Annotated in this window: 14 protein-coding genes; 5 read left to right on the top strand and 9 right to left on the bottom strand. The window is 62.7% G+C overall.

The genetic code is table 11. From position 1 onward, the window contains the following. Positions 1-188: 188 nt before the first annotated feature. The 3 genes from ACYCFC_RS04460 to ACYCFC_RS04450 form a co-directional block, all read right to left on the bottom strand. Positions 189-1,175, bottom strand: a complete 987-nt coding sequence (locus tag ACYCFC_RS04460) for a FecR domain-containing protein (protein ID WP_459653234.1) — start codon at positions 1,173-1,175, stop codon at positions 189-191. Beyond that, the gene (locus tag ACYCFC_RS04455; RefSeq protein WP_459653233.1) at positions 1,159-1,689 is read right to left on the bottom strand and encodes a sigma-70 family RNA polymerase sigma factor; all 531 of its coding nucleotides are present in this window, start codon (positions 1,687-1,689) and stop codon (positions 1,159-1,161) included. Before ACYCFC_RS04455 ends, ACYCFC_RS04460 begins: the two co-directional genes overlap by 17 nt. Positions 1,690-1,842: 153 nt before the next feature. Further along, entirely contained in the window at positions 1,843-2,124 is a 282-nt protein-coding gene (locus tag ACYCFC_RS04450; RefSeq protein ID WP_459653232.1) for an Rdx family protein, read from the bottom strand. Between the two features lie 71 nt (positions 2,125-2,195). Here ACYCFC_RS04450 and ACYCFC_RS04445 point away from each other — a divergent pair, with 71 nt between their 5' ends. Further along, positions 2,196-4,376 carry a patatin-like phospholipase family protein gene (locus ACYCFC_RS04445; RefSeq protein ID WP_459653231.1) on the top strand — a complete coding sequence of 727 codons (2,181 nt, stop codon included), beginning with the start codon at positions 2,196-2,198 and terminating at the stop codon, positions 4,374-4,376. 1 nt (position 4,377) lies between these two features. Here ACYCFC_RS04445 and ACYCFC_RS04440 read toward each other — a convergent pair whose 3' ends face one another. Together ACYCFC_RS04440 and recQ are read right to left on the bottom strand one after the other, a co-directional pair. Continuing rightward, positions 4,378-4,809: a MarR family transcriptional regulator gene (locus tag ACYCFC_RS04440; RefSeq protein ID WP_181084416.1), complete on the bottom strand. Its 432-nt coding sequence runs from the start codon at positions 4,807-4,809 to the stop codon at positions 4,378-4,380. A gap of 136 nt (positions 4,810-4,945) precedes the next feature. Further along, positions 4,946-7,069, bottom strand: a complete 2,124-nt coding sequence (gene recQ / locus ACYCFC_RS04435; RefSeq protein WP_459653230.1) for a DNA helicase RecQ — start codon at positions 7,067-7,069, stop codon at positions 4,946-4,948. A gap of 172 nt (positions 7,070-7,241) precedes the next feature. Here recQ and ACYCFC_RS04430 point away from each other — a divergent pair, with 172 nt between their 5' ends. Together ACYCFC_RS04430 and ACYCFC_RS04425 are read left to right on the top strand one after the other, a co-directional pair. After that, positions 7,242-7,829, top strand: a complete 588-nt coding sequence (locus ACYCFC_RS04430) for a UPF0149 family protein (protein WP_459653229.1) — start codon at positions 7,242-7,244, stop codon at positions 7,827-7,829. 15 nt (positions 7,830-7,844) lie between these two features. After that, a complete protein-coding gene (locus tag ACYCFC_RS04425) occupies positions 7,845-8,246 on the top strand; it encodes a YbaN family protein (protein ID WP_459653228.1) in 402 nt (133 codons plus the stop codon). Here ACYCFC_RS04425 and ACYCFC_RS04420 read toward each other — a convergent pair. From ACYCFC_RS04420 to cysK, 4 genes are all read right to left on the bottom strand, one after another. After that, complete coding sequence (locus ACYCFC_RS04420) at positions 8,243-8,839, bottom strand: tRNA-uridine aminocarboxypropyltransferase (protein WP_459653227.1); 597 nt, start codon at positions 8,837-8,839, stop codon at positions 8,243-8,245. The genes ACYCFC_RS04425 and ACYCFC_RS04420 overlap by 4 nt on opposite strands. 180 nt (positions 8,840-9,019) lie before the next feature. Then, positions 9,020-9,142: a PA1414 family protein gene (locus ACYCFC_RS04415; protein WP_258189310.1), complete on the bottom strand. Its 123-nt coding sequence runs from the start codon at positions 9,140-9,142 to the stop codon at positions 9,020-9,022. Between the two features lie 175 nt (positions 9,143-9,317). Further along, complete coding sequence (aceK, locus tag ACYCFC_RS04410; RefSeq protein ID WP_459653226.1) at positions 9,318-11,042, bottom strand: bifunctional isocitrate dehydrogenase kinase/phosphatase; 1,725 nt, start codon at positions 11,040-11,042, stop codon at positions 9,318-9,320. Between the two features lie 24 nt (positions 11,043-11,066). Then, the gene (gene cysK / locus ACYCFC_RS04405; protein WP_459653225.1) at positions 11,067-12,041 is read right to left on the bottom strand and encodes a cysteine synthase A; all 975 of its coding nucleotides are present in this window, start codon (positions 12,039-12,041) and stop codon (positions 11,067-11,069) included. Between the two features lie 125 nt (positions 12,042-12,166). Here cysK and ACYCFC_RS04400 point away from each other — a divergent pair, with 125 nt between their 5' ends. Further along, on the top strand, positions 12,167-13,243 hold the full coding sequence (locus tag ACYCFC_RS04400; RefSeq protein WP_459653224.1) for a DUF748 domain-containing protein: 1,077 nt from the start codon (positions 12,167-12,169) through the stop codon (positions 13,241-13,243). Between the two features lie 139 nt (positions 13,244-13,382). Next, positions 13,383-14,228, top strand: coding sequence for an AAA family ATPase (locus ACYCFC_RS04395; RefSeq protein WP_014852556.1), 846 nt, complete (start codon positions 13,383-13,385; stop codon positions 14,226-14,228). The last annotated feature ends 47 nt before the right edge of the window (positions 14,229-14,275 follow it).

Raw genomic sequence — 14,275 nt, 5'->3', positions numbered from 1 at the left:
GGCGGAACGCGGTTGTCATCAGCTAATTCGGATGAGCGCGGAAAACCGGAAGTACGAATGCGAATTTTTCTCGAAAAACCTACCCGTGCAGAAGCGACAACGTTCACAGCCAAGTGATTTGCCACCAAGCCGGCTCCTACTAGGTATCGCGCTGGCGCTGTAGCCGGTCGCTCGCTGGCCAGGGCTCTTCAGGGCTGGCGCGCTTCCAGGATCGTCCACCAGGGCAGTGGGCGTCGCACGCGGATCGGCAGGACGCGCTCCAGCATGGCCAGGGCCTGCTCGCTGTCGTTCAGGGGATAGGTGCCCATCACCCGCAGCCCGGCGATGTCCGGCGCCACACCGAGATAGCCGCGATGATGCCCCTGCAACTCGCCGACGAGTTCGCCCAGGGTGATGTCGTCCGCCAGCAGGATGCCCTTGCGCCAGCTCTGACGCTGGCTGGACGCTGGCCGTGAAGTGCCGATATGGGCATGGTCGAAGGCCACCTGCCGTCCAGCCGGTAGCACCTGCTGCTGGCCGCCATCGCGCGGGTGCACCTGCACGGCGCCTTCGAATACGTTGAGCAGTGTGTGTTCGTCATGCATCCGCACGCTGAAACGCGTACCCAGGGCAAGAAGCCGGCCCTGGGCGGTTTCGACGACGAAGGGACGATTGTCCCGCGCCGTTTCGATCAGCACTTCGCCGTCCAGTAAATACAGCTGGCGAATGTCGTTGCGATAGCCGACGTTCAGTACGCTGGCCCCGTTGAGCCAGAGCCGTGTGCCGTCGACCAGGGTGATTTCGCGAATCTCGCCGGTGGTGCCGCGGTAATCGGCGCGCCAGGCCATCAACAGGCCGGGCAATGGCGTGGCACGCCAGGTCGCCCAGCCCAGCAGAGCGCCGCCACACAATACGGACAGGCTGCGCAGGACCTGGCGCCGCGAGCGCTCCGCACGGCGGGCCGACTCCAGCGTTTGCCGGGCGTCGTCGCCCTCCTGGCGCAATGTGGCGAAACGCTGGCTGACGCGCTCGACGTAATGCCAGGCCTGGCGTTGCATGTCGCCCTGCGCGTGCCAATCACGCCAGGCGGCCAGGGTGCCAGCATCGGCATCCGGCGCCTGCAACCGGGCATACCAGTCGGCGGCCTGCTGCAATGTGGCGTGGTCGGGCTTCATGCGGTCAGTCGAGCGCTTCATCCAGTTCCTGCTCCAGCAGCAGGCACCGGTACATGGCCTGTGCCATGTAGCTGGTCACGCTGCGCTCGGATACCCCCAGGCGTTCGCCGATGGCCTTGTAGGTCAATCCCTCGAACTGGGCCAGGAGGAAGGCCTGGGCGACCTTTTCCGGCAGGCTGGCGAGCATCGCATGGACTTGCTGCAAGGCTTCCAGCACCAGGGCCCGGTGTTCCTCGGAGGGAGCGTATGCCTCGGGACGGCTGGCCAGTACCTCCAGCCAGGCCTGCTCGACCTGGCGACGGCGCCAGAAGTCGACGCAGACGTGCCGGGACATGGCGCCGAGGTAAGCGCGGGCATGGCTGTCGCTCTCGAACTGACGCGGCCTGGCCAGCAGACGCAAGAACACGTCATGAGCCAGGTCGGCCGCATCGCTGGCGTTGCCTAGTTTTCGCTGCAGCCAGGCGCGGACCCAGCCATGGTGGTCGTTGTAGTAGCTATGGACCTGCTGTTGATAGGTCTTGTCCAGGCTCGGCATTGTCTGCTGCAAATTGCATGTGAGAATTGTTCGCATCTTATGCGAACCGACACAAGCCAGGCAAATCGACCGATACGCCTCAATCAACGCAACCTGTGGGAGCCTCGGCGCGCTTGCTGGTCTTTCACGACCGGCTTTCGCACCGATGGCCTGCTAATGATCGTTATGCCCCAGCGAGCGCTGCGGATCGATGCGATCACGCACGCGCTGCTTCAATACCTTGGCTTCGGGAAACCCGCCGTCCAGCTTGCGCTCCCAGATCTGCATGCCATCGCAGGTGATGTGGAAGGTGCCACCTGTAGCAGGCACCAACGAGACTTTCCCGAGATCATCGGCAAAGGTGGACAACAGCTCCTGAGCCAGCCAGGCCGCACGCAGCAACCACTGGCATTGGGTGCAATAAGTAATGACGATTTCCGGTTTGGTAGCGGACATGAGCGTGCCTTCGGTGGCTGACGGAGCGCCTATAATAGCTGCCCTTTCTCGCACCCAAGCCCGGTATGGTCATGTCCCGTTTAGTGTTTTTGCTGATGCTGTTGCTGCCGATGGCAGGATTTGCCGACTCCCAGCCGAAAACCGGCCTGGTCCTGTCCGGCGGGGCGGCACGCGGGTTGGCCCATATCGGCGTGCTGAAAGCCTTGGAAGAACGCGGCATCCGCATCGACGCCGTCGCCGGCACCAGCATGGGCGCGGTGATCGGCGGGCTTTATGCCTCGGGCTACAGCATCGATGAACTGGAGAAGCTGGCCCTCGAACTCGACTGGCAGCAGGTGCTCTCCGACGATCCGCCACGCCAGGATGTGCCCTTCCGTCGCAAGCAGGACGACCGCGACTTTCTGGTCAAGCGCAAGCTCAGCTTTCGCGACGATGGCAGCCTCGGCCTGCCGCTCGGGGTGATCCAGGGGCAGAACCTGGCGGTGCTGCTCGAACGGCTGCTGGTGCATACCAGCGATACCCGTGATTTCGATCGCCTGCCGATCCCCTTTCGCGCCGTGGCCACCGATATCGCCAACGACAAGAAGGTGATCTTCCGCAGCGGCCACCTGCCCCAGGCGATTCGCGCCAGCATGTCGATTCCCGCCGTGTTCGCGCCGGTCGAGATCGAGGGTCGGTTGCTGGTCGACGGCGGCATGGTCGACAACATCCCCATGGATGTCGCTCGCGGCATGGGCGTCGAGCGCCTGATCGTGGTGGATATCGGCTCACCCCTGCATACACGCGAGGAGCTACTGACGGTCGTCGATGTACTCAACCAGTCGATCACCATGATGACCCGACGCAACTCCGAAGCGCAGCTGGCGACGCTGCGCCCGGAGGATCTGCTGATCCAGCCGGCGCTGGCCGGCTTCGGCTCGACCGATTTCGGTCGCGCCGAGCAGCTCATCGATGCCGGCTACCGTGCGGCCAGCGCGCTGGATGCCCGCCTGCTCACGATGCGCAGCGAAAGCGGCGGCAACCCGGCGCTGAGCCTGGCCCGCAGCACCGAACCGCGCACGCCGCTGATCAGCGAAGTACGCATCGAGAACGACTCGAAAGTCGGCGATGCGGTCATCCGCCGGCATATCCGCCAGCAGATCGGTGAGCCGCTGGATCTGCAAGACCTGCAAAAAGACATGGGCACCCTGTATGGCCTGGACTACTTCGAGCAGGTCGAATACCGCGTGGTGCATGGCAAACCCGGCAACACCCTGGTCATCACCACCCGTGAAAAACGCTCCGGCACCGACTATCTGCGCCTGGGCATCAACCTCTCGGACGACTTTCGCGGCGACAGCGCGTTCAACATTGGCGCCAGCTATCGCAAGAACGGCATCAACGAGCTGGGTGCCGAATGGCTGACCCGCCTGCAACTGGGCGATCATCAGGAGCTTTTCAGCGAGTTCTATCAGCCGCTGGACGCGGGATCACGCTGGTTCGTGGCGCCCAGCCTGTTCGCCGAAAACCAGAACGTCGAGGCGATCATGGATAACGACCCCATCGCCGAATACCGCCTGCAACGCTATGGCTACGGCCTGCATCTGGGCCGGCAGATCGCCAACAATGGCGAAATCCGCTTCGGCATCGGCCAGGCCTGGGGCGAGGCGGATGTGCGTATCGGCGACCCGCAGCTGCCGGATTTCAGTTTCGAGGAAGGCTATTACCAGCTGCAGTATTCGTTCGATACGGTGGACAACGTCGATTTCCCCCGCGAAGGCGAGGATATCGGCCTGAGGCTGCGCCAGTACGACAAGGGCCTGGGCTCCGACGAGCGCTACCGACAGTGGGAATTCAAGCTGGACAAGGCTGTCAGCCACGGCCCCAGCACCCTGGTGTTCGGGGCTCGCTACGGACGCACGCTGGATGATGCGGAAGTCGTCACCTCAAGCTTCATGCTCGGCGGCGCGCGGCAACTGTCCGGCTTTCGTCAGGACGCCTTGCCCGGACAGAACATCAGCTTGGCACGGCTGATCTATTTCCGCCGAATGACGCCGCGCTCCTTCCTGCCACTCGATTTCCCGCTGTACCTGGGCGCATCCCTGGAACGCGGACGCGCCTGGAACAACGACAACGAGTTCGACAGCGGCTACATCAATGCCGGCAGCATCTTCATCGGTTACGAAACGCCGTTGGGCCCGCTGAACTTCAGCTACGGCCTGAATGATGAAGCCGAGCGGGCGCTGTACATGAATCTTGGGCGCAGCTTCTGAGCTAGCGTTTGACTAGATTGGCCAGAATTCGCGCATGTACCTGCTGACACTTGCGCAGATCCTCTTCATCGATACCGTTGAAGAGTTCATGGCGGACCTGGGTGGAAATCGCTTCGATCTTTTCGATCATGGGCCGCGCCGCAGCCCGGAGCGTGATCAGCTTGGCCCGCCGATCCTCCGGGGCGGCCTTGCGCTGTACCAGCCCCTGCGCTTCGAGGCCATCCAGCAACCGGGCCAGCGTCGGCCCTTCGACCGCCACGCTTTGCGCCAGCTCGCGCTGGGTCGGCTCATGGTCGAAACGCGCGAGGTGTAGCAGAACCAGCCAGCGAGCCTGGGAAAGGCCGAGATCGGCCAGCCGGCGATCCAGCTCGGCGCGCCAGCCACGCGAAAGTTGCGCCAACTGCATGGCGAATCGGTGTTGATCGGGGTACATGACGCGGGCTTTCCTGCAAAACTAATTATTAGCCAGCTAACCACAGCGGCCATGGGCTGGCAATAGCTCATAGGTCGGACTCGCAACCATATGTGTCTCGTCTATTGGAACGTTTTACGGCTGAGTCACGCTGCGTTCAGAGATCGAACTCGGCTTGGAGCGAGGCGCGCACGCAGAACAGCACGGCTTCCGGCACGCGCCCGGCAAACGTCTCCGCCACCGAGGCGACGCTGGGCAATTCGCCTTCCGCATCAAGAAATGTATCCTGAATCTCGCCCAGCAGGTCCTCCGGCAGATCCAGGGCCTGCTCCAGGCTGAGCAGGCCCTGGCCGATGGCCTCGGCAAGCATGGCGTAGACATTTTTCTCGCTGCAGTCGAGCTGACGGGCGATCTGCATGGGGGTCATGCCGGCGCGCGCCAGGGTAATCAGTTCATGCCGCACATCGGCTGGCGACCTGGCTGCCGCGGCAGTGCCCTGCAGCACGTCGAGGAAAGCCTGCCCATAGCGTTCCAGCTTGCGCGCCCCGACCCCACTGATACGCGCCATGTCGCCAAGCGTACCGGGCTGGCTGCGCAGCATCTCCAGCAGGGTCGCGTCGGGAAAGATGACGTAGGGCGGCACGCCATGCTCTTCGGCCAGCTTGCGGCGCAAAGCCCGCAGCGCTTCCCAGGTTTCACGCTCTTCGCTGCGCACCAGCTGGCTGGCGGCGCTGCCTGCCGGTTTCACGGCCTTGCTGGCCACTTCACGCCGCAACTCCAGCGACACCTCGCCACGCAACAGGCTACGGCAGCTGTCACTGAGGCGCAGACCGCCAAAACCGTCCAGATCGACATCGGCCAGCCCACGCGCAACCAGTTGGCGAAACAGCGAGCGCCACTCTCCGTCCGACAGCGCCTTGCCGACGCCGAACACCGACAGATGCTGATGACCCAGGCTGCGGACCTTCTCGTTGTCACGCCCCAGCAGCACATCCACCAGATGTCCGACGCCATAACGCTGGCCGCTGCGATAGATCGCCGACAGCGCCTGGCGCGCCGGCTCGGTGGCGTCCCAGGTCTGCACGCCGTCGACGCAGTTGTCGCAGTGCCCGCATGGCTCGGGCAGCACCTCGTCGAAATAGGCCAGCAGCGCCTGACGCCGGCAGCGGGTTTCCTCGCACAGCGCCAGCATGGCGTCGAGCTTGTGCTGCTCGACACGCTTGTGGCGCTCGTCGCCTTCGGAGTTGTTGAGCATCTGCTTGAGGAAGATCACATCCTGCAGGCCGTAGGCCATCCAGGCATCGGCGGGCAGACCATCACGCCCGGCGCGCCCGGTTTCCTGGTAGTAGGCTTCCAGCGATTTGGGCAGATCCAGATGCGCGACGAAGCGCACGTTGGGCTTGTCGATGCCCATGCCGAAGGCGATGGTGGCGACCATGATCAGGCCTTCCTCGTTGAGAAAGCGCTTCTGATGGAAGGCGCGCAGCTCATTGGGCAGACCCGCGTGGTACGGCAACGCCGGAAAGCCCTGTTCGCTGAGGAAGGCAGCCATATCGTCGACCTTCTTGCGCGACAGGCAATAGACGATGCCGGCATCGCCACGACGCTCGGCGAGAAAGCCCAGCAGTTGCTTGCGCGGCTGATCCTTGGGCACGATGCGGTAGAAGATGTTGGGCCGGTCGAAGCTGGAGAGAAAGCGCTCGGCATTCTCCAGCTTCAGGCGCTGGACGATTTCCTCGCGGGTGCGCTTGTCCGCCGTGGCGGTCAGGGCGATACGTGGCACCGCCGGGAAGAATTCGGCCAGTTGCCCCAGCTGCAGGTATTCGGGGCGGAAATCATGCCCCCACTGCGATACGCAATGGGCTTCGTCGATGGCGAACAGGCCGATCTGCAGGCGCTGCAGAAAGGCCAGCATGCGCGGCTGGACCAGCCGTTCCGGTGCCAGGTAGAGCATCTTGATTTCGTTGCGGCGCAGGCGCTCGGCGATATCCCGCTGATCATCGGGGCTCAGCGTGGAGTTCAGCGCCACAGCCGCAATGCCCAGCTCATCGAGGGTCGCAACCTGATCGTCCATCAGCGCGATCAGTGGCGAAACCACCACCGTCAGGCCGTCACGCAGCAGCCCCGGCACCTGGAAGCAGAGCGATTTGCCACCGCCGGTGGGCATCAGCACCAGCGCATCGCCGCCACCGGCCACCTGCTCGATGATCGCGCGCTGGTTGCCACGAAAGGCGTCATAACCGAATACGTCTTTGAGTATGCGCTGTGCCTGGTCGAGCATGCCGGTCTCCGAAACAAGGCGCGCAGTATACGCGAGGCGACCGTCAAGTTCAGGCGCAACCGGACTGCACGAGCGGGTTCATCGCATATGATCGTTGTCAGCCCCCTGCGGTAGCTTGCAGCACACGGCTCGTCTAGAATCAGCGCTAATTGTCCATTCAAGGTAGCCTCCCATGTCCTTTGCCGAGCAACTCGCCCGCCTGCAAGTGTTTCTGGATGCAGACGATCTGCATGAAGAGGCGCTGGATTACATTGCCGCGCATGGCTATATGACGGCGCTGAGCATCTGTTCCGAGCAGGTGCCCGACCGTGAATGGATCGATGCGCTGTTCGCCGAGCCGCCGCAGTACGCCGACGACACCGAGCGCGAGGCCATCGAAGCGACGCTGGTGCAGCTCAAGGCACATATCGCCCGACAGTTGGCCAGCGACGAAGACATGGAGCTGCCCTGCGAGCTGGACCTGGGCGAAGAGCCGGACGAATCCGATTTGCGCGGCTGGTGCATCGGCTTCATGGAAGGCGTGTTCATGCGCGAAGCCATCTGGTTCGAGGACTCCGAGGAAGAAGTCAGCGAGTTGCTGCTGCCGATCATGGTCGGTTCGGGGCTCTTCGACGAGCAACCCGAGTTCAGCGATATCGCCGCCGATCCCGAACTGGCGGACGAAATGGTCTCGCAGATCCCGGAGATCCTGACCGCGCTGTATCTGCTCTGCCATGCCCCCGAAGAGAAGCCGGCCCTGCTCAAGCCCCGCCGGCACTGATGGCCGGTTAACCTCTTGGCCCACCGCGACATACAGGCCTATCGCAACCCGCTGGTACGCTATGTGCTGCTGACGGTGGGCTGGCTGAGTGTCGCGCTGGGCTTCATCGGCATCTTCGTGCCGGTACTGCCCACCACACCGTTTCTGCTGCTGGCCGCCGCCTGCTTCGTTCGCAGCTCGCGGCGCTTTTACGACTGGCTGGTGATGCATCCCCGCCTTGGCCCCTGGTTTCGGGATTACCTGGACGGTAACGGGATTCCACTCAAGGGCAAGGTCTACGCCATCGGCACCATGTGGCTGAGCATCGGCGTATCCTGCTGGCTGGTACCTCTCCCGTGGGCACGGATCGGCATGCTGATCAGCGCGACGCTGGTGACGCTGTATATCCTGCGCCTGAAGACCCTTCCGGCCCGCTAGACGGGCTGCTGAAGCCCCGCATGATTGCGCTGGTAAACTCCCACGCCCATGGCTTCGATCTGTGCCTCGATCATCGCCTCGAAGGGCCGCAGCAGTGCGTCGTAGCGCCCTTCTCCCTCCAGCGCATTGAGTGCGACCACCACCGCCTCCAGCGTCGAGAGCGCACCCGGCTGCGGCGCCTTGCGCAAGCGGTAGCGTGAAGCCAGCCCCTCGGGCAGCGCCACCCGTGGCAGGCTGGCGAGACCAGGATTGAGATGCAGCAGTTTGCGCGCCTTGCGCCAGGTGCCATCCGGCACGACCAGGCGGATCGGTTCGACACTGGCCGCCAGGGTTGCCAGCGGAACGGCGTCTTCTCCGGGAAACAGCAGATAACTTCGAACGCCATCGTCAGGCAGGTCATCGAACCGCTCACCCACACGCAACTGCGCCGTGCTTAGGCCAAGCGCAACCAGCCGGGCGGTATTGAGCGCATGAGCGCTTTCACTGGGATGCTGCAGGATCAGCACCTGTGTTCGACTGGCAAGCGAGGGAAGCAACGGACACAGACAATGGCTCAGCGGACGCTGGCAACTCGGACATTGCGGACGGGACATTCACACTCCTATGGTCCCGCGCAGGTCGGGTCAGCCGAAGGCGTAACCCGACGGAGCAGCCATCGACACCTATGCCGCTCGCATACTGCCGACAGCCCGGTAGGGAATAACGTTCTTCTCACCATGCGTCCGCTCGGTGGATCGATAAAGCGCGATCCACCCTACGGAAAGCCGATGACGTCAGCGCCGCGACGCGGGCTTCTTTCGCTCGGCACGCACGGGAACAGGCTGCAGCCGAGGCGGCTCGATGAAGCCAAGCGCCACTGCGAGGTTCCAGAACATACTGTTGAGCCACGCTTTCATGGTCTAACCCTCCTGCTTGTGACGGGTACTGATGGAGCCATGGGGCCTGGATGTCAGCATAACCCAGGAAGCGCTCAACCGCCTGCGGCAGGTGTTGCAGATTATGCAGGCGGAGCCTTCCATGCAGGCTCTACAAATGTGACCGACAGCTGATCGAGGCGTTCAGAAGCAGCGCCTATTGAGCGCTTGCCAGCCGGCGCCGATAAGGGAACACATCGATCACCTTGCCCTCGCCTATCGCCTGTTGCAGCCCTTTCCAGTAGTTGGCGTCGTAAAGCTCGCCATGCAGCCCGGCGAACAGCCGGCGCAACCTGAGATCGGCGAAGAGGAAACGCGGAAACTCTTCGGGGAAGACATCGTTGGGGCCAACCGAATACCAGGGCTCGGATGACATTTCATCTTCCGGATAGCGGGCCTCTGGGATGTAGCGGAAATTCAATTCCGTGAGAAAGCAGATCTCGTCGTAGTCGTAGAACACCACTCGTCCGTGGCGGGTCACGCCGAAGTTCTTCAGCAGCATGTCACCGGGGAAGATATTGGCGGCGGCGAGCTGCTTGATCGCCAGGCCATAATCCTCCAGTGCCTCCTCAACCTGCTGCTCGCTGGCCTGCTCGACATAGAGGTTCAAGGGCGTCATACGCCGCTCCGTCCAGCAGTGACGTACCAGCACCGTATCGCCCTGCACCTCGACCGTCGAAGGGGCGACCTCCAGCAGTTCGGCCAGGCATTCGGGCTCGAAGCGGGAAACGGGGAAGCGAAAGTCGGCGAACTCCTGGGTATCGGCCATGCGCCCTACCCGGTCGACGCTTTTCACCAGCCGGTATTTCTCGATGACCGTGGCGCGGTTGACGCTCTTGGTATGCGAGAAGCGGTCCTTGATGATCTTGAACACCGTATTGAAGCCGGGCAGCGTGAATACGCTCATGACCATGCCACGCACGCCTGGCGCCATAATGAAGCGATCATCGCTGGTCGCCAGATGATCGATCAGCGCCCGGTAGAACTCCGATTTGCCATGCTTGTAAAAGCCGATGGAGGTATAGAGTTCGGCAATGTGCTTGCCCGGCAGGATGCGCTTGAGAAACTCGATGAACTCGGCCGGTATCGGCACCTCGACCATGAAGTAGGAGCGGGTGAAGGAAAAGATGATCGAGACCGCCGCCTCATCGGTAATCAACGCATCGGCGACGATGCCCACGCCCTCGTGGTGCAACAGTGGAATCGCCAGAGGCCATTGCTCGTCGCGGGTGAATATCCGCCCAACCAGATAGGCGCCCTTGTTGCGGTAGAGCACCGAGGCGAACAGCTCGAGGGTCAGGTGCGGGTCCTTGCGCACCCAGTCCGGCAGCGACCCATGCAACTGGGCATCGAGACGCTGGAGATCGCCGTCGAAATCCGCGTAAGGCACCTCGAAGGCGAAGTCTTCGAGAATCTGCGCAAGCACCCCGCGAAGATCACCCTCTGGTCGATAGCAACGGGTCTGCGCCAGGCGCGTATCGAAACGGTTGGTTGGCCGGGTGCTGTGGATGAACATGGTGTCATCGCTGATGCAGTCATGGCTGAACAGCGTGCAGAAGATCGAGTTGTACCAGGTCTCGGACAGCTCATCGTCGAAGCGCGGGTCGATCAGCCCGATATAGGCACGCTTGATCCCTGGCCAGCGCTGCACGTCCAGCAATATCTCGCGCTCGAACACGGACCGCAGGTGCCGCGCCGTTTCAGCGACTTTTTCTTCGTACAGGACGATGCGCGCAGCCGAGGCGCGCTGCGTCTCCTGCCACTGCGCCTGCTCGAAGCGCGACCGCGCACCTTCGGTGATCAGCCGGAAGTGCTCACGGTAATCGTCGAAGCCCAGCAATATCTGCCGGGCGATGTCGGTATCCGGCGTAGTCTGCGTCATGTCGACTCTCTCGCAGCCCACCTGTTACTGCTGCAACTCCTGCTCGCCGAAGATATCGGCAAAGAGCATCGTCGACAGATAGCGCTCACCGGAGTCCGGCAGAATCACCACGATGGTGCGCCCATTCATTTCAGGGCGTTCGGCCAGGCGCACCGCAGCGGCCATCGCGGCGCCACCGGAGATACCGCAGAGAATGCCCTCCTCGCGCATCAGGCGCAGGGCCATGGCCTTGGCTTCTTCGTCATCGACCAGCTCGACCCGGTCGACCAGCGACAGGTCCAGGTTCTTCGGCACGAAACCGGCACCGATGCCCTGAATCTTGTGCGGGCTGGGCTTGACCTCATCGCCCGCCAGCGTCTGGCTGATGACCGGCGAACCGGCCGGCTCGACCGCCACGCTGATGATCTGCTTGCCCTTGGTCTGCTTGATATAGCGCGACACGCCGGTCAGGGTGCCGCCGGTGCCCACGCCCGAGACCAGCACGTCGATGCTGCCATCGGTGTCGTTCCAGATTTCCGGACCGGTGGTCTTCTCGTGGATCGCCGGGTTGGACGGGTTCTCGAACTGCTGCGGCATGTAGTACAGGCTCGGGTCCGAAGCCGCGATCTCGCTGGCCTTCTCGATCGCGCCCTTCATGCCCTTGGCCGGCTCGGTCAGTACCAGCTCGGCGCCCAGCGCCTTCAATACCTTGCGGCGCTCCAGGCTCATGGACGACGGCATGGTCAGGATCAGCTTGTAACCCCGCGCCGCCGCCACGAATGCCAGGCCGATACCGGTATTGCCGGAGGTGGGTTCGACCAGCGTCATGCCCGGCTTGAGGGAACCGTTCTCCTCGGCATCCCAGATCATGCCGGCGCCGATCCGGCATTTCACCGAATGCGACGGGTTGCGGCCTTCGATCTTGGCCAGGATGGTCACGCCCTTCGGCCCTAGGCGGTTGATCATCACCAGCGGCGTATTGCCGATGGAGCGTGCGTTGTCTGCAAAGATGCGGCTCATGATGTGTCCTTGCGATGAGAAAAAAAACAGAGTCTGAGCCTATGCGCTGCTGCGTGCGTAGTCCAGCCGAACTCCTGCACAGGGGTTCGGGTCCATCCAATAAGCCATGAACGGACCGGAACGAGATGAAAAGCCGCTACCGACTGCCCCTGTGGATTGTGCTTGCGCTTGCCGTACTGCTCATCGTGCTGCATGCAGCGCTGCCCGGACTGGTGCGCGACTACCTGAACAGGCAGATGGCCGAGATGGGCGATTACCAGGGTCATGTCGAAGATGTCGATCTGGCCTGGTGGCGTGGCGCCTACCGGATCGACGGACTGCTCATCGAGAAGAAGGATGCGCAGGTCCAGGCGCCCCTGTTCAAGTCGCCAGTCATCGACATCGCGATCAGTTGGCGCGAATTGTGGCGACATCGGGCAATCGTCGCCGAGGTGATTTTCGAGCAGCCGCAGCTCAACTTCGTCGACGGTGGCGACACGGGCGAATCGCAGACAGGCGATGGCGTGGACTGGCGCGACCAGCTCGAAGCCCTGCTGCCCATCACGCTCAATGAAATCCGCGTGGTGAACGGCCAGGTGTCGTTTCGCAATTTCACCGCCGACCCACCGGTGCACGTCTATGCCAGTGCCATCGAGGCCAGCCTGTACAACCTGACCAACAGCACCGACGCCCAGGGCGAGCGGGTCGCCACCTTCGAGGGGACGGCGAAGCTGTTCAACCAGGCGCCCATGGAGGCCGGCGCCCGGTTCGATCCCTTTACCGACTGGGAGGATTTCGAGGTGAGCCTGCGCGTGACCGGCGTCGAACTGACGAAACTGAATGATTTCAGCAATGCCTACGGCAACTTCGACTTCGCCAGGGGCACCGGCGATCTGGTTCTGGAAATCGAGGCCAACGACAGCCAGCTCGACGGCTACATCAAGCCGTTGTTGCACAATGTCGAGGTCTTCAACTTCCGCCAGGATATCCAGGCGGAGGACAAGGGATTCTTCAGAGGCATCTGGGAAGCCCTGGTCGGCGGCGGCCAGGAGCTGCTGCAGAATCAGCGCAAGGATCAGTTCGCCACCCGTATCGAGCTGTCCGGCAGCACACGCAGCGCCGATATCAGCCCCTTCCAGGCGTTCATTGCGATCCTGCGCAATGCCTTCGTCGAGGCCTTCTCGACCCGCTTCGAGCGCTCGCTGAGCGAAGACGACGAATGAGCGCGAACATCAGGCTTGCCTGCGCTCACTGAGTGACTAAATGAGCCTCCCACGTTCACAGCGGCCCGCCCTTCACTTATAGTCGGAGCCGAAACCAAACATGCAGCGCCTGCCTGCCAGGCCAACGAAGGAACCCCTGATGAAGTTCGAAGGCACCCAGTCCTACGTCGCCACCGACGACCTCAAGCTCGCGGTCAATGCGGCGATCACCCTGCAGCGCCCGCTGCTGGTCAAGGGCGAACCCGGCACCGGCAAGACCATGCTTGCCGAACAACTGGCGGAATCCTTCGGCGCCAAGCTGATCACCTGGCACATCAAGTCCACCACCAAGGCCCACCAGGGACTCTACGAATACGATGCGGTGAGCCGCCTGCGCGACTCGCAGCTGGGCGTGGACAAGGTCCACGACGTGAAGAACTACATCAAGAAGGGCAAGCTCTGGGAGGCTTTCGAGGCCGAGGAGCGCGTCATCCTGCTGATCGACGAGATCGACAAGGCCGACATCGAGTTCCCCAACGACCTGCTGCAGGAACTCGACAAGATGGAGTTCTACGTCTACGAGACCAACGAAACCATCAAGGCCAGGCAGCGCCCGATCATCATCATCACCTCCAACAACGAGAAGGAGCTGCCGGACGCCTTCCTGCGCCGCTGCTTCTTCCACTACATCGCCTTCCCCGATCGCGAGACGCTGCAGCGCATCGTCGATGTGCACTACCCGAACATTAAGCCCTCGCTGGTCAGCGAAGCGCTCGACGTCTTTTTCGACGTGCGCAAGGTTCCGGGCCTCAAGAAGAAACCCTCCACCTCGGAATTGGTCGACTGGTTGAAGCTGCTGATGGCGGACGACATCGGCGAAGCGGTACTCCGCGAGCGCGACCCGACGCGAGCGATTCCGCCGCTGGCCGGAGCCCTGGTGAAGAACGAGCAGGACGTGATGCTGCTCGAACGCCTGGCCTTCATGAGTCGCCGCGCCAGCCGCTGATTGCAGCCGGTTCCGCCTGGAGAGTCGGTTGCTTCATTCTTCGGAGG

This window comes from Stutzerimonas sp. NM35 (assembly GCF_054604355.1).
The sequence above is the reverse complement of the archived record's forward strand: the minus strand, read 5'-3'. Positions and strand labels throughout refer to the sequence as shown.

Bases quoted from the DNA above. Each gene is read 5' to 3' on its own strand.
- ACYCFC_RS04455 (WP_459653233.1), bottom strand. From the start codon at position 1,689: ATGCCGAGCCTGGACAAGACCTATCAACAGCAGGTCCATAGCTACTAC.
- ACYCFC_RS04450 (WP_459653232.1), bottom strand. From the start codon at position 2,124: ATGTCCGCTACCAAACCGGAAATCGTCATTACTTATTGCACCCAATGC.
- ACYCFC_RS04415 (WP_258189310.1), bottom strand. From the start codon at position 9,142: ATGAAAGCGTGGCTCAACAGTATGTTCTGGAACCTCGCAGTGGCGCTT.
- ACYCFC_RS04460 (WP_459653234.1), bottom strand. From the start codon at position 1,175: ATGAAGCGCTCGACTGACCGCATGAAGCCCGACCACGCCACATTGCAG.
- ACYCFC_RS04440 (WP_181084416.1), bottom strand. From the start codon at position 4,809: ATGTACCCCGATCAACACCGATTCGCCATGCAGTTGGCGCAACTTTCG.
- ACYCFC_RS04400 (WP_459653224.1), top strand. From the start codon at position 12,167: ATGAAAAGCCGCTACCGACTGCCCCTGTGGATTGTGCTTGCGCTTGCC.
- aceK (WP_459653226.1), bottom strand. From the start codon at position 11,042: ATGACGCAGACTACGCCGGATACCGACATCGCCCGGCAGATATTGCTG.
- recQ (WP_459653230.1), bottom strand. From the start codon at position 7,069: ATGCTCGACCAGGCACAGCGCATACTCAAAGACGTATTCGGTTATGAC.
- ACYCFC_RS04420 (WP_459653227.1), bottom strand. From the start codon at position 8,839: ATGTCCCGTCCGCAATGTCCGAGTTGCCAGCGTCCGCTGAGCCATTGT.
- cysK (WP_459653225.1), bottom strand. From the start codon at position 12,041: ATGAGCCGCATCTTTGCAGACAACGCACGCTCCATCGGCAATACGCCG.
- ACYCFC_RS04395 (WP_014852556.1), top strand. From the start codon at position 13,383: ATGAAGTTCGAAGGCACCCAGTCCTACGTCGCCACCGACGACCTCAAG.
- ACYCFC_RS04430 (WP_459653229.1), top strand. From the start codon at position 7,242: ATGTCCTTTGCCGAGCAACTCGCCCGCCTGCAAGTGTTTCTGGATGCA.
- ACYCFC_RS04445 (WP_459653231.1), top strand. From the start codon at position 2,196: ATGTCCCGTTTAGTGTTTTTGCTGATGCTGTTGCTGCCGATGGCAGGA.